This window comes from Deinococcus psychrotolerans (genome assembly GCF_003860465.1).
In the GTDB taxonomy this organism is placed as follows: Bacteria; Deinococcota; Deinococci; order Deinococcales; family Deinococcaceae; genus Deinococcus; species Deinococcus psychrotolerans.
Genome location: NZ_CP034188.1, coordinates 1 through 18198, shown reverse-complemented (window position 1 = coordinate 18198; position 18198 = coordinate 1). Strand labels below are relative to the sequence as shown.

Annotated in this window: 30 protein-coding genes; 18 read left to right on the top strand and 12 right to left on the bottom strand. The window is 59.3% G+C overall.

Annotated elements, in window-relative coordinates; translation table 11 throughout:
* Window positions 1-120 precede the first annotated feature (120 nt).
* From EHF33_RS20525 to EHF33_RS20500, 6 genes are all read left to right on the top strand, one after another.
* Window positions 121-906: a LexA family transcriptional regulator gene (locus EHF33_RS20525; RefSeq protein WP_241191487.1), complete on the top strand. Its 786-nt coding sequence runs from the start codon at window positions 121-123 to the stop codon at window positions 904-906.
* 180 nt (window positions 907-1086) lie between these two features.
* On the top strand, window positions 1087-1353 hold the full coding sequence (locus EHF33_RS20520; protein ID WP_124875765.1) for a hypothetical protein: 267 nt from the start codon (window positions 1087-1089) through the stop codon (window positions 1351-1353).
* The gene (locus EHF33_RS20515) at window positions 1350-1778 is read left to right on the top strand and encodes a hypothetical protein (protein WP_124875763.1); all 429 of its coding nucleotides are present in this window, start codon (window positions 1350-1352) and stop codon (window positions 1776-1778) included. Before EHF33_RS20520 ends, EHF33_RS20515 begins: the two co-directional genes overlap by 4 nt.
* Complete coding sequence (locus EHF33_RS20510) at window positions 1775-2218, top strand: hypothetical protein (protein WP_124875761.1); 444 nt, start codon at window positions 1775-1777, stop codon at window positions 2216-2218. Before EHF33_RS20515 ends, EHF33_RS20510 begins: the two co-directional genes overlap by 4 nt.
* The gene (locus EHF33_RS20505) at window positions 2218-2433 is read left to right on the top strand and encodes a hypothetical protein (RefSeq protein ID WP_124875759.1); all 216 of its coding nucleotides are present in this window, start codon (window positions 2218-2220) and stop codon (window positions 2431-2433) included. Before EHF33_RS20510 ends, EHF33_RS20505 begins: the two co-directional genes overlap by 1 nt.
* Entirely contained in the window at window positions 2430-2672 is a 243-nt protein-coding gene (locus EHF33_RS20500; protein WP_124875757.1) for a hypothetical protein, read from the top strand. Before EHF33_RS20505 ends, EHF33_RS20500 begins: the two co-directional genes overlap by 4 nt.
* A gap of 32 nt (window positions 2673-2704) precedes the next feature.
* Here EHF33_RS20500 and EHF33_RS20495 read toward each other — a convergent pair whose 3' ends face one another.
* The gene (locus EHF33_RS20495; RefSeq protein ID WP_124875755.1) at window positions 2705-2962 is read right to left on the bottom strand and encodes a hypothetical protein; all 258 of its coding nucleotides are present in this window, start codon (window positions 2960-2962) and stop codon (window positions 2705-2707) included.
* 53 nt (window positions 2963-3015) lie between these two features.
* Here EHF33_RS20495 and EHF33_RS21280 point away from each other — a divergent pair, with 53 nt between their 5' ends.
* From EHF33_RS21280 to EHF33_RS20480, 4 genes are read left to right on the top strand one after another with little or no spacing between them, the layout of a single operon-like run.
* A complete protein-coding gene (locus tag EHF33_RS21280; RefSeq protein ID WP_164473659.1) occupies window positions 3016-3168 on the top strand; it encodes a hypothetical protein in 153 nt (50 codons plus the stop codon).
* Entirely contained in the window at window positions 3168-3359 is a 192-nt protein-coding gene (locus EHF33_RS20490) for a hypothetical protein (RefSeq protein WP_124875753.1), read from the top strand. The genes EHF33_RS21280 and EHF33_RS20490 overlap by 1 nt, the downstream gene beginning before the upstream one ends.
* Window positions 3332-3574: a hypothetical protein gene (locus tag EHF33_RS20485; RefSeq protein WP_164473658.1), complete on the top strand. Its 243-nt coding sequence runs from the start codon at window positions 3332-3334 to the stop codon at window positions 3572-3574. The genes EHF33_RS20490 and EHF33_RS20485 overlap by 28 nt, the downstream gene beginning before the upstream one ends.
* Window positions 3571-3789, top strand: a complete 219-nt coding sequence (locus tag EHF33_RS20480; protein WP_124875749.1) for a hypothetical protein — start codon at window positions 3571-3573, stop codon at window positions 3787-3789. Before EHF33_RS20485 ends, EHF33_RS20480 begins: the two co-directional genes overlap by 4 nt.
* Before the next feature lie 155 nt (window positions 3790-3944).
* Here the strand turns inward: EHF33_RS20480 and EHF33_RS20475 are convergent, their stop codons facing one another.
* Window positions 3945-5024, bottom strand: a complete 1080-nt coding sequence (locus EHF33_RS20475; RefSeq protein ID WP_124875747.1) for a hypothetical protein — start codon at window positions 5022-5024, stop codon at window positions 3945-3947.
* 226 nt (window positions 5025-5250) lie between these two features.
* Here EHF33_RS20475 and EHF33_RS20470 point away from each other — a divergent pair, with 226 nt between their 5' ends.
* From EHF33_RS20470 to EHF33_RS20445, 7 genes are all read left to right on the top strand, one after another.
* A complete protein-coding gene (locus EHF33_RS20470; protein WP_420889988.1) occupies window positions 5251-5676 on the top strand; it encodes a DNA cytosine methyltransferase in 426 nt (141 codons plus the stop codon).
* Window positions 5677-5681: 5 nt separating this feature from the next.
* Entirely contained in the window at window positions 5682-6158 is a 477-nt protein-coding gene (locus EHF33_RS20465; RefSeq protein ID WP_124875745.1) for a hypothetical protein, read from the top strand.
* A complete protein-coding gene (locus tag EHF33_RS20460) occupies window positions 6155-6628 on the top strand; it encodes a hypothetical protein (RefSeq protein WP_124875743.1) in 474 nt (157 codons plus the stop codon). The genes EHF33_RS20465 and EHF33_RS20460 overlap by 4 nt, the downstream gene beginning before the upstream one ends.
* A gap of 453 nt (window positions 6629-7081) precedes the next feature.
* Entirely contained in the window at window positions 7082-7252 is a 171-nt protein-coding gene (locus EHF33_RS21275) for a hypothetical protein (RefSeq protein WP_164473657.1), read from the top strand.
* A gap of 48 nt (window positions 7253-7300) precedes the next feature.
* Window positions 7301-7588 carry a hypothetical protein gene (locus EHF33_RS20455; RefSeq protein ID WP_124875741.1) on the top strand — a complete coding sequence of 96 codons (288 nt, stop codon included), beginning with the start codon at window positions 7301-7303 and terminating at the stop codon, window positions 7586-7588.
* Window positions 7585-8124, top strand: a complete 540-nt coding sequence (locus tag EHF33_RS20450) for a hypothetical protein (protein ID WP_124875739.1) — start codon at window positions 7585-7587, stop codon at window positions 8122-8124. The genes EHF33_RS20455 and EHF33_RS20450 overlap by 4 nt, the downstream gene beginning before the upstream one ends.
* Before the next feature lie 172 nt (window positions 8125-8296).
* A complete protein-coding gene (locus tag EHF33_RS20445) occupies window positions 8297-8575 on the top strand; it encodes a hypothetical protein (RefSeq protein ID WP_124875737.1) in 279 nt (92 codons plus the stop codon).
* Here EHF33_RS20445 and EHF33_RS20440 read toward each other — a convergent pair.
* The 4 genes from EHF33_RS20440 to EHF33_RS20425 all read right to left on the bottom strand — a co-directional run bounded on the left by EHF33_RS20440 (window position 8570) and on the right by EHF33_RS20425 (window position 11669).
* Complete coding sequence (locus tag EHF33_RS20440; RefSeq protein WP_124875735.1) at window positions 8570-9493, bottom strand: ImmA/IrrE family metallo-endopeptidase; 924 nt, start codon at window positions 9491-9493, stop codon at window positions 8570-8572. The genes EHF33_RS20445 and EHF33_RS20440 overlap by 6 nt on opposite strands.
* Window positions 9490-10422, bottom strand: coding sequence for a uracil phosphoribosyltransferase (locus tag EHF33_RS20435; protein ID WP_124875733.1), 933 nt, complete (start codon window positions 10420-10422; stop codon window positions 9490-9492). Before EHF33_RS20435 ends, EHF33_RS20440 begins: the two co-directional genes overlap by 4 nt.
* Window positions 10409-11110 carry a DUF4062 domain-containing protein gene (locus tag EHF33_RS20430; protein WP_241191488.1) on the bottom strand — a complete coding sequence of 234 codons (702 nt, stop codon included), beginning with the start codon at window positions 11108-11110 and terminating at the stop codon, window positions 10409-10411. The genes EHF33_RS20435 and EHF33_RS20430 overlap by 14 nt, the downstream gene beginning before the upstream one ends.
* A gap of 319 nt (window positions 11111-11429) precedes the next feature.
* Complete coding sequence (locus tag EHF33_RS20425; protein WP_124875729.1) at window positions 11430-11669, bottom strand: hypothetical protein; 240 nt, start codon at window positions 11667-11669, stop codon at window positions 11430-11432.
* Window positions 11670-11708: 39 nt separating this feature from the next.
* Here EHF33_RS20425 and EHF33_RS20420 point away from each other — a divergent pair, with 39 nt between their 5' ends.
* Window positions 11709-11924, top strand: coding sequence for a hypothetical protein (locus EHF33_RS20420; protein ID WP_124875727.1), 216 nt, complete (start codon window positions 11709-11711; stop codon window positions 11922-11924).
* Window positions 11925-12673: 749 nt separating this feature from the next.
* On the opposite strand, the gene EHF33_RS20415 is transcribed toward EHF33_RS20420, so the two are convergent.
* The 6 genes from EHF33_RS20415 to EHF33_RS20390 form a co-directional block, all read right to left on the bottom strand.
* Entirely contained in the window at window positions 12674-15439 is a 2766-nt protein-coding gene (locus EHF33_RS20415) for a class I SAM-dependent DNA methyltransferase (RefSeq protein ID WP_164473656.1), read from the bottom strand.
* Between the two features lie 93 nt (window positions 15440-15532).
* Entirely contained in the window at window positions 15533-15910 is a 378-nt protein-coding gene (locus EHF33_RS20410; protein WP_124875725.1) for a hypothetical protein, read from the bottom strand.
* A 183-nt stretch (window positions 15911-16093) separates the two neighbouring features.
* Window positions 16094-16459, bottom strand: a complete 366-nt coding sequence (locus EHF33_RS20405; RefSeq protein WP_124875723.1) for a hypothetical protein — start codon at window positions 16457-16459, stop codon at window positions 16094-16096.
* Between the two features lie 5 nt (window positions 16460-16464).
* Complete coding sequence (locus EHF33_RS20400; RefSeq protein ID WP_124875721.1) at window positions 16465-16920, bottom strand: hypothetical protein; 456 nt, start codon at window positions 16918-16920, stop codon at window positions 16465-16467.
* Between the two features lie 55 nt (window positions 16921-16975).
* Complete coding sequence (locus EHF33_RS20395; protein ID WP_124875719.1) at window positions 16976-17290, bottom strand: hypothetical protein; 315 nt, start codon at window positions 17288-17290, stop codon at window positions 16976-16978.
* Entirely contained in the window at window positions 17287-18198 is a 912-nt protein-coding gene (locus EHF33_RS20390) for a M15 family metallopeptidase (protein ID WP_124875717.1), read from the bottom strand. The genes EHF33_RS20395 and EHF33_RS20390 overlap by 4 nt, the downstream gene beginning before the upstream one ends.

The following is an 18198-nucleotide window of genomic DNA, read 5'->3' as shown; positions in this document are numbered from 1 at the left end:
TAGAAAATTATTGATTACCACTAGACATGACAATATTTTGTCACTATGATTCTATGCATGACATCGTTAAGCTCTTCCGCGATTACTGGGCGACCTTCAGTCCTCTGGGCAGGGGCGTACGTGGCCGCTGAAACTGCCCCGCCCCTTCAGGAGCGTGAGCGTGTGGGCTTAGCGTTGCGGGCCGCACGAAAAGCTGCGTCCATCTCCACCCAGGCTGGTGCCGATGCCGCCGGAATCAGCGTTCCTATGCTGGGAAGCATTGAGCGCGGCTCGCACAGCCTTACCTCAATCAGCGTAGGTAATATGTCGCGCTTAAATAAAGCTTTTGGCCTTACTTGGACAGAATTTATTAGTGTTCTGCTGCCTGTTTACGAATCCTACCTACCATATTTGAAGCGGCAGTTTGAGAATGGCAACAACAGACCGGCAGATTACGACCCACAGGTTCCAAAGATGCGCTCTATTCGCTACGGCGGAATTATTGGAGCTGGGGTTAATCCTCTTGCGTACGCCGCTGAATCTTCTCAATATGAATCCATACCGGACTTTCCAGAAGTTGAGCGTTACGATAACGACGATTTGTTAATCTTGAAAGTAACGGGCGATAGTATGGTTTCTGAGGATGTGCAAGAAACAATATGGCCGGGAAGCACGATCATTCTCAACACAGCTATTGAGCCTTTACCCGGCGATATTGTCGCCTGCTGGATTGAAAATGAGGGCGTGGGCGTCCTCAAGGTGTTTGCGCCGATTGACGGCTATTTAATGCTTACTTCATACAATAAGCGGCACTTGCCAATCATCCTGTCCGAAGAAAACCCAGGCACGATCCAGGGCGTATATGTCGGCCAGATGGCACTCGGACGCAGAGCGCATAACCGCAAACCACCGCTCCGCTCGATGTAATAACTCTTCTCTCTTAACCCTCGACGATCAGCCGAGGGTTTTGCTTTGTCTGGACTTGATAATTTTTTGTCATCACACTAATATTTAACAAGCAAAAGGGAGTGAAACTCCCAAAGGCAGAACGCCCGCCACTCAAACCCCGCGAAAGGCAAGTGGAAGGCGCTCAAGGAGAACACCAGCATGATACACGTCCCCCTGACCGCTCAACTGACCCCCCTTTCCGGCCTCTCCCGCACGATGACCTACGGTTTGAGCGTCGGCACGTGGAGCTGCACCCTGATCGTCACCTCCACCGGCCACACGAACATGCTGGGCGCTCGCGGTCGTGCGGGCTGGAGCAGCCTGGAAGCTGCTGTGATCGAGCTAACCACCGAACGCGCCGCCAAAGCAGGGCCCGCGAATCTGAGACTGCCGGTGCTGGCGCAGATGGGCGGGTGGGCGCTGTGAGCGACATCGAAACGCCCACCCCACTGACCTACCAAGAGCAGAGTGAGTGCCTTCTCAAGATCGCGGTGGCAAACAGCCGGATCGAGGAGCTGCAAAAGCAAATCTCCGAGTACGCCCAGGAGCGCCAGCAGCACGAAGCCGTTCTGATCGCCGACGCCACCCTGACCGGTCAGGAGACTGAGGAGCGCTACGGCTACCGTGTGCGCCTCAACAAAGGCCGCACCAGCACCAGCTGGGACGCCGCGCATTTGGACAAGCATCTCCCTGAAGGCATCAAGGCGTTGGCGATCAGCTATACGCCCAGAGCTGACAGCAAAGTTTTGAACGCCCTTGCCGACGCTGGCAAGCTCAGCGAAGCCGCGCTAGATGCCCGTACCGTCACGCCGCCTCAGCCCCGCATGGTGCTGGAGAAGGTGGAGAAGTGACTGCCCTCCCCTTCACCAACCCCTGCTTCCCTACCGTGCTGGTGCCGGTGCGGGTGGGTGCCGAGTGCGCCAGCGACGTGAGCAAGTGGAGTGTGAGCCACTTCCAGGGGCAGCACAGTTACTTGGTGCGGCAAGGCCGGATCGCTGAGGCGCAGGCTTTGGCGGCGGCACACGTGGGGGAAGGGAACATTGACGCCGAGAGCTACGCGGCCACGCTGTGCGCCGAGTTCGATGCCAGCAGGCCCTTCGCCACCATTGAAGGGCCAGTCGGGGCCAGCATCAACCCCCACATCACCATGATCACCGCTGGCCCGGTATCGCACCTCTCGCTGGTTGACGCGCAGAACCTCATCCTGCACCTGACCCAAGCCGTAGCCGCCGCCCGGCCCGATGAATGCGTGACGATGACCATCGAAGAGTTCTTGCAACGTGAAGCCTGATGAGCGGCTTACCCACCGTCCGCGACGTCTTGACCGCTGACCCTACCGCCGTGGTGTGCTTGTTCCGCGACCCTGACGATGGGCAATGGGTGGCGCACCTGGAAGGCGCAGGCGACCCAGACAACCTCACCATTCGGGTAGCGGACAGCCCAGTGAACGCGCTGTTGTGCCTGCTGTGCGCCGATGTTCCGGCAGTGCATGAGGCGGCATCGTGACCGGCTCCGCTCCCCGCTTCCGCCCTGGCCCCGGCGTGCTGGTGCTGCCCACGCGGCTCAGCGGCCTGAAAACGGGCCTGCGCGGCGTGCTGCTGCTCGACGAAATCAAGACCCTCATCGAAAAGTACAACCGGGAAAGTGGCGAGAAGCGCGTGCTGGGCTACGCACCGGAAGGCGGTTGGTGCGCTGACTGCCAAAGCTGGGTCGAAGGTGGGCAGGTTTGCGGGTGTAAAGCATGAGCGGCGTCAGCGACTGTTTTCCCGATTTCAAGTCAGCCGTGCACGGTCTGGCGGGTAGCCGCACGCTCTTGATCGAGCAGCGCTTTCTTCGTTTGCCAGTACTGCGTTGGCGTCAGTTCCCCGGTGGCGTACCGGAGATACAGAGCGCTGAACTCATCGACCGCAGCATCGCACTTCAAACGAACTTGTGCGAGGTGCAACCGCTCCAACGACTCGGTTATGGCCCCCGGGAGTGGATGGTGCGCGTTGAAGCCCCTCACCAGCGCCAGGATCCTCACGAAAAGTTTCACTTCTTCAGGATAGACAAGCAAACTGACGCCTCCCTTTCCACCTGGAGTAGCCCGTGACCCTTATCTCCGCCCGTGAGCCCCTCACTCACGAACTCCGGCGTGTCCTTGCCCGCCGTGCCACCGCCCGTCTGGGCACCCGTCACCACCTGAAGCTCTGCCGTCGCGTGCGTCAGCTCCAGCGCCGGTTGGAGCGGGTGGGCGGCTGATGGACAGCACCATTCCCACCACCCAGACCGCCGCGCTCGCGGAGTTGTTTGAAATCAACCGCGAGCTGGGCTACCCCGCCAGCGTTGACCCGCGCCTCGCCGAGAAAAGTGGCCGCGCCCAGTACCTCATCGGCCTCCTCGATGGCGTGGTCGCTGGTGGCAAGTGGCCCGCCAAAAAGAGCGCCGCGTGATTCTCCCCGACCGTCACGCCATCAGCCCGGCCAGTCTCGCTGCCGACAAGGCCGCTGCCCATTACCTCGCCCTGGTGCGGGAGCGTGCGCCGCAGCAGCAGCTCAGGGAAGCCAAAGCGGCCTGGCGCGTTCTGGTTCACGACATTGCCTACCCACCCTTCGCCCGCCATTACCGCACCACCGACCGCGCAAGCGGCATTCAGGAGACTCTATGAACGAATCCAAACGCGGCAGCTGGCGCATGGGCCTCGGCGCACTGCTGGCCTTCATCGGCATGAACGGACTGGCAAACGGAAGCCTCCTTGGGCTGGCGCTGCTGCTGATCGCGGTGGCGCTGTTCCGCTGGGGAGCGCAGCGGGCCTTCGTCGTGCCGAGCTTGCCCAGAGTGGCCACGGTGCTGGAGCGGGCGGCGCGGGAGTTGAGGTCATGACCGGTGAGCACATTGTGGTGGACGCCATCTGCCAAATGCCGAACTACGAGCACTGCCGCGCCGAAACGAACCTGCCGACGCCGTACCACTTGCACATATCCTCGACCGGATTAAGGCACTCAGCGCGCCCCACACGGCAAGCCCATTTACCTAATTCACGGACGAGGGGATTGATGCGGGAGCAGCGCGAACTCGTCGCGGGCGGCCACGCTGTCCTTCGCCACGGTGTACCGAAACGGACGACAGCCCAGGTTGGTCACCAGCACCTGGTAGGTCTGCTCGGCGGGTATCTCTTCGAGCACCATCACCTGCATCCCTTTGTCCTTGGTTGTATCCATTGTCCCTGGACAACTGTCGCCCAGATCTGCCTTGAGTGTCGCCAGGGTTACCTCGGGCTTCACCATGCTGAGCGGCCGCCAGACCCCGTAGGCTGGCAGGTTGAAGGTGCGCAGCGCGGACGGCAAGTCGGGCAGGTGGTATGCGGTTGCCCCGAGATAGAGCACCACCCCAGCAGCAGTGCCCCCGCTCAACTTACCGAGCATGGAGAGCGCCCTGCGCGCCCGTGTCGCCACGTTCTCACGTTTATTACGCCAGTGCAGTCGCAGCGAGACCGGCTCGTAATACGCTGCAAACCGGTCCTCAATCGCTTCTATTTTTTTAGAGTTTTCTGGCGACTCCTGGCTTTTCTTCAGCCGCGCGTATTCATCGTACAGTTTGTTTTTACTCTCCTCGAAGTCGCTCAAGTCCCTGATACTGACATCTGGCAGGTACCAGACAGCCTGGTTGTACCATCTGCTCGAGATTTTAAGTTTGCTTTGCCGATTATTAGCTTCTCTGAGTCGCTCTTTCAGTTCCCATTGTTCGGCGATCGAAGGCCTCGTCTTTTTGGACAACTCGTCCAGCCTCAATTGGTCGTCAAGCGACTGATATTGCGGAGCCAGCACCCAGCCCACGTACGTGATCATCGAAGTGATCGAGATCAGTGTCACCAGAGCACCCACTGCCGCGATCACCAGCATCCAGAATCCGCCCTCTGTGGCCATGCCTGCGTTGGGAAGCTTATTGAGCGCCACTCCGGTGAATGCCAGAGTGGCCACCGCTCCGAGAGCCGCAAGCTGCCATTTCGCCACAGTTCGCAGGTCCTCAATACGTGTACGCTCATCGCTGACCACCGGGTCTTCAAGGGGAACGATTGGAGTCGCCGGTGCGGAAACCTCAGCAACCCCAGTCAGCACTTTGCGGCCTCCAAGCGCTCGCCACCATGTAGTAATAGCTTCTCTCATACTCCCCCCGAGAGCGCCGTGTAGGCAGCATGCATACTTTCGGTGCTCGCATTTATTGTACTCTAATATACAGTTCAATTCAGCCTAAGGACTTGCTGGAGTTGTGGACTATGCTGCTAAAACTGGCCCCCGTGCCCATTGAGCAGCAGTCCCTGCCGCGCCCCCTCAGAAGGGACGTATGAGCAGTCCCAAACGTCCCGCTCCCCGCCCGCCCTTGTTCTCCTATCTCCTGGGCAGCGCTGACATCGCCGGGAAGAAGATCGTCGATTTGTTCGCCGGTGGCGGCGGGGTCAGTCTCGGCATCGAACTGGCTCTAGGCCGCAGCCCGGACGTGGCAATCAACCATGACGGTGAGGCCATCGCCATGCACGAACACAACCATCCCTGCACCCGGCATTACCAGACCGACGTGTTCGAGGTTGATCCACGCGAAGCTGTCGGTGATGATCCAGTGGCCCTGCACGTCCGTTCCCCAGGACTGGAGAGCTGCCTCGACGTCGATGCGTTCGAGCGGATTGAAGCCGAAGTAGCCGCGCCCGAAGTGCCGACCGTCCCTTTCCGCCCTCACGTGCCTGCCGACTGGGTTCAGCCGGGACTCTGGTGACCAACATGCCCCATCATTTGAAACTCACCGGCCCTATCGGCTCGGCCACAGAAACTGGCGTGCCAGAGTTCGCCCCTTCGACCTGCCTGACCTCTTGGTTCCTGGACCTGCCGCTCGCGCATCCGTTCTGGCCCCGCTACATGATCAGCGTGGTGCATCTGCGCGAAGAGCTGGGGATGAGGCCTGCGATCCTCCTCTACCCAGAGGCGACCCATGAGCTGATGATCGGGGCACTCGATCCGCAGTTCAATCCAGCGGCCCACGACGCTTCGACTTGGAAGTGGATGCAGCCGTTCAATGTCGTGCATCAGTTCCACGGTCTCTCGGACGGTCAGGCCAAAGCTCTGGCGCAGTGGGCCGCTGGTGAGGTAGTCGAAGGGCGGCTGTGGGTCGAGACCTCCGACCGGATGGGAGAACGGGAACGCTGGAAGCAGGCCCTTGGCGAGCGTGTGGCGCTGCTGGGCCGGGAGCAACTGGCATGACCGAACGGACTGTTGAGGAAATCAAAACCCGCCTCAAGGCTGTTGATCACATCGAGATCAGTGACAACACCACGGGTCAGAAGTTTTACGGTTACAAGCTGGGCGTCGGGGACAGCACGCTCAGTGAGATCTGGCGCTGCACAGACGACAACCGCCATCCTGACCATGCGGCCCACGTGGCGGCGGGTGGAGACGTCGCTGATCTGTATTGCGACAGCCACTATGCCTCGGTGGATGATGAAGCGGCATTTACCTTCCTGCTGAACGCCAAAAAGGACATCGCGTTCTTGCTTGAGCAGCTGGCGCGTGTGCAGCCTCTTCCCGAAGAGTGGCGGTCTGCCGGGCGGGCGACACGGGAGATAGACGCAACCATCACCCTCCTGAACTGTGCCGATCAGCTTGACGTGGCGCTGCGCGGAGAGAGTGAGCAGGTTAAATCTTTGGCCGCACTGGTCGAGGCCAGATTATGAGTCGTACCACTGGCGGATTTGGGCTTGTGGCCTCCGGGAAACCCGCCCGATTGCTGGCCTCTCTTGCCCGGCAAGGAACGGTTCCGGGCGTAATGAGAGACGAGAAAACCATGCAGCGTCTCATTGAACTCGGCCATGTCGCCTGGTCCACTCAGCAGCAGCAGCCCGCCGTCACGGAATCCGGCAAGCAGGCGCTTGAAGCTCTGTCGTCCAGAAAGCATGAACTCAAACGGACGCGGGACCGAGGGGAAGCCAGAAGGCAGGTTCTCTCATGACTCAAGAAGTGGCTCAGGCTTTCACCCAGGTTGCCGATCAGTTCATGGTGCCCGATCCTGCCCGGCCTGATGAGTGGATGTGCCGCTTGTGCTCGGGAGAGACGATACCCGGCGGTCCAGGGATTCACGAGCCAGATTGTGCCTTGACTGTTCTGTTTGAGGCGCTGGAGGCCGAGTCATGACCACCTTTTCAGAGTTTTGCCTGCTGTGCGGCGAGCGAATGGTCATCGAGCACCACGAGTACCCGCTTTACGACACCTACCCGCCGCTCGACGATCCGCACGCGCACTACGTCTGCGCCAACCCCGACTGCCCAGCCTGCATCGATGGCGAGGATGACGATGATTGATTCAGCAACCCGTACCCATGATTGGCGTGGCCAGCAGCACCGTGACGAGTGGGACCGCGTCAGCGTCTCTCTGTTCGTCTGCGCGAGCTGCGGCGCAATCTTCCGGCCCGGCACGCCGCCGCGCTGGCTGGAGCGCTGCGAAGGGACAACAAACACCCACGCCGAGCGGTACCGGGAGCGGTCAGGGCGGCAGACGTGATCTGGTTCACGCTGATCGTCTTGGCCTTGATCCTGAGCACTGTGCCGATTGATCGCCACCCCTGGCCCGCCGTCTGCATTGCCTCACTGACGGTTGCCGTGATCGCTCTGGATTTTCATGTGCGGGGCTTGCTGTGACCGTTCCACTCTTCCAGCCCGGTGACCTCGTCACATGGCGTGAGGCCTTCACTGGCCGCGAGTGCCGGGGCGTGGTGAGGGAATCGCGGGAGATGCGGGAGGCGACGGGCGAGGAAGTCCACTGGTACATGGTGGCCTCGGTCAATGACAACGGAGAGCCGGGCCCAGCCAGACCGCTCGCCGAGCGCCGCTTGAAGTCTGCTGGGGAGCGCTACCCGGTGGCGAGCGTGCCCACGCCCACCCCCCAGCCTGCTCAGAACCGGAAGGCGAAGTTCAAGCTGGGCGAGCTGGTGACTTGGATCGAGGGCCGCAGCGCCCGCGAGCGACGTGGCCGCATCGAAGCGATCTCGCACGAAGGCGGCTTCGGGCACAGCTACCTGGTGCGGAGCGTTGCTGCGGATGGCCAGCTCGGTAAGCAGGCCCGCCAGTTCGCAGAAGTCGAACTGCAAGCGCCGCGCGAGCCGGAAGCGGATCTGCTGCCGCCCGACGAGCTGGCGCGGCGCATGGCGGATCTGCGCGAGCGGCTCAAGTCGTGAAGTTTAGACGCTAGAACACTCTCATGGTTTCGCTATTGGCTACCACTCATAGCATCGCGTGATGGACAGTCTGTGTATCACGGACACAGAGTACAGTTACCATATTTTAGGTTGAAATGGCTTGTCTGTGGAGAGGCTATAGATGCGAGACTTGCCCACAAGGAGTTGCGCCATGCTCGATATTTCGCTAGATGCCGCTACCTGCCTCAAGATGCTCAACCGCTTGATTGGCACCGAAATGAGATTCGTCTACCTGAACCATAAGGGAGAGCTTGAGGTTCGGCACGTCGTAGTAGAGCGTGTATTTTTTGGCACTAAGCTTCCCTACCACCAAGAGCACCAGTGGCTATTTGAAGCACTTGATTTGGAACGTCAGGCTACTCGCACCTTTGCGTTTGAACACATCTGCCCAGAGGGTGCTGAGGCATTCTCCATAAAAGAAAAATTATGATTTAAACCTCATCAGCATGACGGCTCCGAGGGAAAGATTGGGTTCATCAGCTACCCGGAAACCCTCAAAAAGAGGCTGAGCCCGTCGTGGCGTAGAGTCCACGATTGCACATTCACCTTCCAAAACGCGTCCTTGGAAGGTGAATTGCATCTCAGGTGCAGTGATCCGCCACCCACTCTCATCGAGATTTATGCCGTCCAAGATATTGGGAAACAGGTGTTTCGTGGCACTCATTCCTGGGGGGATGAAATAGTTCCCCTTGTGGTAGGCAGACGAGATTCGCCAAGTCAGCATGGTGCTGGGAATGGCGCGCCAGAGTAAAACTAAGTCTACCCCCAAGTCCAGATGCCGCTTGAAAAGAGCTGTGTACGAAACCAAATACCGATCGTAGAGACTCATATGAAGTTCCGAGTTGTAGACACTCAATATGTCGGGGAAAGCAAATCCCCAAAGATCGTCCAGAGGCATCAGTAGCTCAGCGGCGGCCAAATCGCATAAGGCTTCCACATGTGCCCATTGTTCCGGTTCCCGCAAGGCGCTGATTGCTTCAGGATGGCGACTTAAAGAGCGGTACAGAAGAACATGCCCCAGCTCATGAGCTACCGTGCTCCTCAATCGCCGCCATGATAAATACTCATTGACGACGATCACGTATCCGGTTGCGCGCCGTTCTAGACGGCCACGAATCTTGGCTGGAAGATGCTTACTGCGCTCAACCTCTACTTTAAGCATCCTGGTGACGTTCATCAGGCCAAAGGGCGGCTCGTGCATGTGGCAGTACAGACGGGCCCGACGGCACAGGTCCTTCATGGCTCTTTCTGGTGACGTTGCCCCATTTAGCTTCGCGAACAGTGCAAGCGGATTCACCCTGCTGCTGACTTCTCTAGAAGAGAAATCAAGTTTGAGTTGCTCTATCAAGGGGAATTCCTTCGACCAGAAGGATGACGGATGGCCTGTAGAGTGGCTTCGGCTTCTCCCAAACTCAGGCTGGATACCAGGTCAAACGGTGAACCTAGGCCGGTAGATTGAGCGGCAACGAACTGGTTGACATAGTGCACAGCTAGTCCGTATGCCTCAAGAGATGTCGGTTTACTGAGCCCTTGCTTTTCCAGCTCGTCGATGTGTCGTAAGGCTTCCTGCATAAGTTTGTCTGGGGCAGAGTGCGCAGCCACAAGTGCAGGTACCTCGTCAAACAGGGGTGCGACATCGCCAGGAAGGCGTTCTTCCAGTAGCCCAACACCGGGTTCCAGCATGCCGTCCTTGGTCAGATAATCTGCCTCACCTAAAACATAGATTCTCACGTTTGGAAGAGCCGACTGCATCTGGGAGATGCCTTCATCAGAGTAAAAGATTGACGCGATTATCACCTGCGCAGGCTGAAAGCGGGCGATCGCATTCTGAGCGAGTGCCAGGGCAGTACAGCCCGATGCCAACACAGATTTGGCGATGACAAGCAATTTGAGCTGTTCCTCTATTACAGGCCAAGCCGCTTCGACAGGCTTGGCAGTGAGTACTGCATTCCCACGGATATTTCCGAAGGATAGGTAACCAGTGTAAAGAGCACCAAGCTCCTGCTGGATGGGCACGCCCAAGTGAGAGCGCTCCTCTTTAGTAGTGATGACAAGTGTCTGGGGAAGCTTGGGTATTGGTCCTGTGACCGTTTTCCCCTGGGGTGTTGTAAGAGAAACATTTGTGGCAGTAGTAAGGGCATCTGCCATAATGGCAGCAGCTACCTGGCGGCCCAACTGGGCTAAGACTGGAGGTAAGCTGCTAGTGGGAGCTTGAGCATCGCGCACTTGATTCTTGTATGCCTCGTAATAAGTGCCTTCCAATTTATGAAGAGACATACCCACTCCGTTTCCAAGCCTCGAATGAAGCGATCAGTTGACTGACGCAGCCCCAGAAATCTGTCGCTATCTGCCTACGTTTAAAATCTAAGATGTACTCTGTATCAAAAATCCTATAGTTGAGTAAAACAGATTCTTTAGTCTTTTTGTAATCCATTTCCGTATCAGATGTGGGCTTTATGCTAAGTGCGTAGAACAAAAATTGATCATATATATCATGATTATCTTTTAAGAGGATGCGCTGCTCCAACCACCTATTTATGTCATCACGCGCGTGCCGAGCAAGTTCGGTGGAATTCTGATAATCCACTGTCCAATAGCCCTTTTGGTAATCGCGAACTCGAGCGATGAATTGGACTTGCTCTGGATCAGGGTCGATACCCGTTTTGAGATAAACCAGCACTTTGGTTGGATCGGTTTCTACTGCCGCGTCGAACTCGCGCTCAGTGGCCGATAATTGTGTACCAGGAGCAACAAATCCATACCGATCACCTAGCAGCAAAATGTACAGGCCTGCTCGCTTGGCTATTTCCCGGGTACCAGCAATAGAACTGGCTGACCCTACTCCGGCGAAGGCAGGTGCTGCGCCGACAACACTAAAAATGCCGAATTCCCTCAGGAGCTGATCCATGGCGGCTCTTTCCTCCCCCATGTTTAAGACCGTTGAACTCAGCATGGCTTCAATCACGGTCAAATCCGGAGTTGCTAATGTCCAAGGTCGGTCGGGGCATAGGTCAGGATAAACCAAAGATTGATACAACGGCGTATTTTTTGCACGCAGTTTAGATTTCTGTAGCGTAGGGCGGCCCGCGCTGATGGCCTAAGCCACTCGCTGGATGCGCCGCGCTGGGCTGCTGGGTAACCTGCTCTCAGTCCCTCAAGCGTGGGATCACCGGCATGACCTGCCAGGTGCCCCTCGCAAGTCGAGAATGGCCCACGCTCTTCGCTTCAGCGAGCCGCTCAACGAATCTCCTCCTCTTTTTAATTTCAAAGAGGAGGAGATCTTTTCATTCCGGTCTGGCTTCTCTGAGTTCCGCGACGAGCTGGGCCTTACCTTCCTCGGTCATCAGTCCCCGCAGCAGGTGTTCGATCACGTGATGCTTTTGCAGCCCGCGCCAGCCTTGGCTCTGCAACTCAGCAACGAACGCTTCCAGCTCCGAACGGAACACAGGCTGCACGCGGACGCTCAACGTCTCACGCGGCGGCGGCTGAACAGCCCAAGCGGTAGGCACTTCGTCGGTCGGCATGAACTGAAATTTACCACGCCCAACCTCTATCTTTGATTCATGCCCCGCGCCCAACTCATCGACACCATCACCAGCGAGATCTTGGACGATCTCGGCTGGTTCGACACCGCCAGCCAGGCCCGCACCGGGTGCGCCATGCATGCCAGACAGATGCTGGTCTGGGAACGCAGCCCGGACGACCTGTGGATTGCCGAGGGTGAGGAAGAGGCGTACCACGTCGAGGCGGACGTATCCCAAACAGCGAGTGCCGAATGAGTCAGACGCGGTGGTTTGACTGTTGGACTTTGAGCGATGAGTGGCTCAATCTTTCGCGGAGCCAAGTGCTGCGATTGGTAGCTGGCACGGAAATAGCTCTCCTCTCCTCCGAAGGTGAGCGAGAGATCAAGGCGCTCGAAGAATTGCTTTCCATTCACGACGAGGTGAAGGCGTACATTTTGGCGGGTGCTAGGCAAGGGCAAAAGCTGCATATCAATAAGAGGGAACTTTAGTCGCTGAGTGGACAAACGAAAAAAGCCCCTGCACGACCGCCGAAGCGGGTGCAGGGGAGCTTGTGTGATTTAGGCTCTGCGACGAGGCAAAGAAGGCGATAACACACCCTGAATGACCCTCAGTACAATCAGCGTCATCACTCCTAAGCCTGTAACTCCCTTCCAGAACTCGACTCCATTCTGAACAAAAACGATGACTGACAGAATAAAAGGAAGAAGTGCCCATATCCCCCAGACAATTGGGGGAAATCGTTTAGGTTCTTGATCCGATCCTGCTTTGTAGAGCATGATGCAACCTAATACGATAAGCGCGACGGCAAGCAGAAGATATCCTGCTGAATGTACGTACGAGAAGACCGATTGAGAAAGAGTTTGTTGAAAGTTAGGTAACATACAAAAGTATCTAACATCTCTGGAGTTTTGTAGACTGCTGAAAAATGAGCGCTCACCACTTCGCCACAAAAAAGGCCACGCTCCCAGCATCAGCCAGGGCGGGGGCTTTGGTCTTGATTTACTTCAGGGTGTTTGCCCGGCGGCCCGCTCAAGATTTAGTGCCAGCAACCGCGAGAGCACTTCGTCTTCGGAGAGCGGCCAGTCCCAGCCGTAAGCAGCGGCCACCGCCTGGTCGAGCCGTTCGTGGGCGTTGACCAGAGCGGAAGCTGCATGAGTAGCATCGGGCTGCTGGCGTAGGTCCGCGACGGCGTTGTAAAGCCCAGTCAGCGTCGCCTTCGGGTCTTGCGCTAAGAGATGCTCGCGTACCTGCACTACATACTTCGCCCACTTCTCGATCTCAGCCCGTTGAGCATCGGAAGGCTGAGGGAAGGGGAACGTCTCGAAGCAGGTTGATGGGGTGTAGCGAAGATCATTACCAACACCCATATAAGTCCCCTGTGCACGTCCCCAGACTTTGTGGAGACTTGAATTGAGTACCCCGAATGCGAACTCGTCTTCACGTGCAATGACCACGACTTGGCTGTCCGGAAGTGTCCCTGCTGTAATCCAGACTGGAAGCAGATGTTTGGCTACTCTCGGGATACCAATGAATCGTGGTAAACCAGCAAGCTTTTGGCGCATGCCTGGCCGCGACTCTTGATGTCGCCACCAGTAGGTCACATGATTTGATCGGCGTAGATTTAGACGTCCGGCTTTGATGTGCTTCTCAACGTACTCGAACGGTAATAAATACTGAGCCGCTTCAATCTGATCCATCTGCGCGAAATCAATAACCCATTTGCCGCTGGGCCTGCGAATCAAATCCATACCGTTAACCCAAGGTTTGAGGACATCCGCATTCCTGACTCCATCCGGATTCGGAAGATTCAACCACTGCTTTGCCAGCTCCCCAGGGATGTCAAAAGCTCCGCCTTTCTGAGTACCGATAAAACTGATGTTCGCGTTCTCTGCCAGGGGCTTGGCCTGATTGACGTCAGCCCGGGCACTGAGATCAGCGTTGATGCTTGGCACCCGTTGTCCATTGAGCAGGTGTTCTTGCTCCTGACCTCGATCAAATCCGAACAAGCTCACCCGCACCGCCGCGCCGTCTTGCAGCCAAGGTTCGTCTGGCCAGGCCATGAAGATGTCGCCCGTCGTCTTGATGCGCTCCAGCACTGTGCGATTCTTGCCGCCTCGGATGCTGTTGGTGGCGACGAAGCCTGCCCGCCTCGTCGTTCCGGCCTCGATGGCGGCTCGCGCCTTCTCGGGCCAGTAGCAAACCAAGTCGCTCTGCCCAGGTAGGCGGTCACCATAAGTCTGGCGCAGTGTGGCGGTGTACTCGCTGCCTAGGCGTTGATTCATCATCTTGTCACCCAAGAACGGCGGGTTCCCAACGATGTATTCCGCTGCTGGCCACGCAAACTCGCTGCCGTCTTCGTTGAGCAGCGCATCGTGGTGTTGAATGTTCGTCAGCCGCTCCAGCACTGGGGTTGGCCAGTCCCCTCCGTGCGCCCGCTTCCACTGGAAGTAGCCGATCCACAGCGTGATACTCGCCAGTTCATGCGCGAACGGTTCGACCTCGATGCCCAGCGTCTGCCTCGGATGCACCAGCGGCGGCAGATCAAAATCCCCCGCTCCGTATTCGAAGGCCGTCAGCCGCACCTCGTGCTCCAGGTCCAGCAGCTTCTTGAGCGCCACATACAGGAAATTCCCTGACCCACAAGCCGGATCAAGCACATGCACCGCGCCCAACCGCCCCTGGAAAGCCTGGAGTTGAGTGACAGCATGGCGTTGCCCACTCCGCATTGCCGCCAATTTGGCAGTCTCCGCCTTAACGCCTTCCCACTCCCGGTTGAGGTCAAGCATCAATACCGGATCGACGACCCGCTCAATGTCCGGCACCGAGGTGTAGTGCGCCCCGCGCTGGCTGCGCGTCTTGGCGTCCAGGCTGTCCTCAAAGAGCGTGCCGAAAATGGCCGGTTCTACTTCCGCCCAGTCCAGTTTGGCGGCGGCCACCAGCGCGTCGGCGTCCGGCGCAGTCACGGGGAGAGCGAAGCCGTCGTCGAACAGGCCGCCGTTGAAGTGCCGCACGTCGCTGCCCCAGAACTCGCCACCGTGCTGCATGGCTGTGAACAGTTCTTGAAAGTAGCCTTGCGAGCGCTCGGGATATTGCTTAGCTCTCAGTAACACCTTGGTGAGCAGCCCGCGCTCCAAGAGGCCGACATCCTCAGCGAACATGGCGAACACCACCCGCATCAGGAAGTGGGCCACCTGAGTGCGCTCGTGGTCCCGGCTCAGCAGCGACTGAGCAACCTGGCCGATGCGGCGAGTGGCGTCCTGGGTGATGCGCTCGCGGGCCAGGCGAGGATCGAGCGCCGCCGGGTCGTGTAGGGCCGCCCGCAGCACCTGCATGGCTGTCAGATCGGAGCCGCTGACTTTGGCGTCGCGCTCGATGTCGTCCAGGGTGACGCGGTAGGTCTTGGGGCTGGTGCCAGTGAAGTTGGTGTTGACCTCAATGACGCTCATGTCCGAGGTGATGATCAGCGGCGGGTTGCCCAGCTCGCGGGCGTAGAGGGTCGCCTGCTGCAAGGCCTTGCCGAGATTCGCACCCAGCCCCTTGTATTCGGCGATGAAGAACCCAGCTTTGAAGACGTCGGCGAAACCACTGTCTTTGGTGCCGACTTTCTTGACGTGTCGCTCGAAGGTGTAGTCCTGACCGAGTCCGGCCTCGCTTGGGGTGGGGTGTTGGGCGAGTTGGCAGAGGTCTCGCCAGTGGTCCTGGTAGCCTGCGCGTTCAGAAACGGTGGGGGCACGCTCACGCCAGCGTTGGGCAAACTCGTGGGGTTGCATGAAGAGGAGTGTAGAGCGGCTGGGCAGTGGAGATCTCAGCAACAAAAAAGCGCCCCCGCACCGGCCTGAGCCGAGCGGGGGCGCTTTTGGTGGTTACTTCGGCCAGATCTGCTGACCCTCCACCGAGAGGGTGAACGTCGGCTCCGCTACCGGCTGGCCCTGCCCCCTCTGGGTAATCACAAGACGCTGCGGTCCGACGAACTGGTGCGAGACCCGCCCAGACGCTTCGGTGACGGTGATTACCGCCATGCTCGTGCCCGAACAGGCAACCGGATCGATGGCGATTCGGTGATCGGGCCGCTCGGTGGCCGCCGCCGTGCAGGGCCCACCCGTCTCCGGACGAGGCGCAGTCAAAGCCGTGACTTCGAGCCAGCTCTGCTCCGGGCCATCAACAGTGGCAGAGGGCGGCGGAGTGCCCACGATGCCACCGATCACCACTGGCGGAGGCCTCGATGGGGTTGCGGGCGTCACCCAGGAGTCACCCGGCCGTGGCGGTGCGGGATTACTAAAAGGCGAAGGGGCGGGCATGGTCGAACAGGAGGCGAGGGAGACCAGCCCAATCAAGCTCAGCAGCAGCAAGTTCTTTTTCATGGTGCTCCTTGAAACGACATCGGCCCGCCGAATGTCACGGGCGGGCCGACAGGTGAAGGGTGCTTACGGTGCGGTGAGCGTGTACGTCTTGCCGTCGGCGCGGCTGTAACTCGCCGTGACCTTGCTGACACCTCGGCTGGGCAGCACGTAGGTTTTAGTGGCTGAGATGGTCGGGAGCGTGCAGACGATCTGCTGCCCCTGCGCCGTACAGCTCTTGTCGTTGACGGCCAGGCCGTTGCCGGTCAGCGTCAGCGTGGTGGCCAGCGCGGCCTGAGCGCCCGCCTTGAAGCTGATCACCTGAGCGCCGCTTTGCATGTCAAGCCGCAGATCCGCGCCGCCGGAGTCGATCACCGGAGCGGGAGGTGCGGTCGGGGTGATCGTCGGAGCGCAGCTGGCCAGCCCCAACGCGCAGCCCAACGCGAGTAGCAAGCGCCTCATTGCAAGCCGCCTGCGGGCAGGGTGCTGTCATCCACCACAGGCGCTGGGAAGTTGGTGTCAGGGACGCTGGGCACCGGCTCAGGGGCAGGCATGGGCGGCGTGGTGGCCTGCTGAGTCCAGTTGTCCAGCGTGCCTTGCACCAGCGCGAACGCTTCATGCACCGCTTTGGTCATGAGTTGCTCGACGATCATGTCGTCCAGTAGCGTGGCGTTGAGCATGGGAATGTTGGCCTCAAACGTCCGGTAAAGGTCCATGCCCTTGGCGACGGCGATCTTCTCCTGATCCGGGCCAATCAGCTTGCCGAGGTTGCTCTGCGCCACCTGAATGGCTTGCAGGCGGGCGTAGGCGACGCCTTGCAGCGCGTAGAGCCGGAGTTTGGCCTCCAGCGCCTTGAGGTCGAACTGAGAGCCGAACATGCCGAGTGAAGCGGTGAGCAGTGCAGTGTTATTCATGGAGTCTCCTGAGATACGGGAAGGCGAGGTGTCTTCGAGCAAACGAAACCCCCGCTCAGGGTTCGGGCGGGGGGATCTGATCGGGCAGCGGATCGACGGGCGGCGGCTCAGCAAGTGGCACGGGCAGCCCGTTGTCGGCGTTGGCTTTGTCAGCCAGCGTGCCGCGCACGGTATGGACGCCGAGCATGGTCACGCAGGCGGTCAGAATCGCGTCGGTACCGCTGGGCATGGCCCGCTGAGCAACGGCGGAGTAAATGAACACCCCAATCACGCTCAGGAAGCCGATCGCCGCTGGAATCAGGGTGTAGACGCCGCCCGTCGTACCCGGCACGGCGGCGTCTCTGAGGCTCAGGCGCTGCTTGGACGTCATGCCGGCGTGATGCTCAGATCAGCGGTCTGGGCGTCGAGATTCAGCAGCAGCCCCCGGTAAACGGCGCGTCCGGCGAAGGGCGTCCAGTCTCCGGCCTGATCTTGTAGCGTCACCCGTCCGCTGTTGCCGGTCACGGGCGAACCGGGCGCGACAGTGCCTTGCTGCTCGGCGAGGGTGGCCGGACGCATCCAGACACTCCCATCTGCCTGCACCGCGATGGTCGTGGCGAATGTTTTGCTCTGCACCACGAACCGCCCAGTCACGACCTTGCCGCTCAGCTTCACCTGACGGCGCAGCGGCTGCACCGGCACTGGCTTGAGGGGCACGGCGGTGCGGGCCATCGCGTCTTGCCAGGGCTGAACGGCGGTACCGGGCAGCGGGTCAGACCACTGGAAGTGCATCCCGTCGGCGTATGGCCCAGTCCAGCGTCCGCCCCACGTCCAGCCGCACTCCTCCATGCAGCGCACGAGGCCCTGGTCAATCTGCATCCGGGCCAGCGGCACACCATATCCATTGGTGTTGGCGTCGAAATCAATCGCCGCGCCCCACGAATGCACTGAGAGCGGGCGGCCCGGTGTCCAGCCCATGTGCCTGGGCACGTAGCAGCCGTTGTACTCGCGCAACTTACTCAGCAGGCCGCGCCGCACCGCTTCTTGCATGGTGGCGATGAAGACCGGCGCGACTTGCTTGTGCATCCACAGATGCTTCGCCGGCTTGCCCCCGGTCGGCGGGAACCCAGCAAACTGCGTCAGGTCGACCTCGACCAGGTGCGTGCTGGCCCAGGCCGGGTCGGGAATCACGGCCCCGCGCTGCTCGGGGTTGTCACGGTATGAAAAGCGCCCCAGGGCGAACGGGAGTTCGGTATCCGAGGGGCGCTGGGCAATGGCAGCAGCAAAATTAAACGTCAT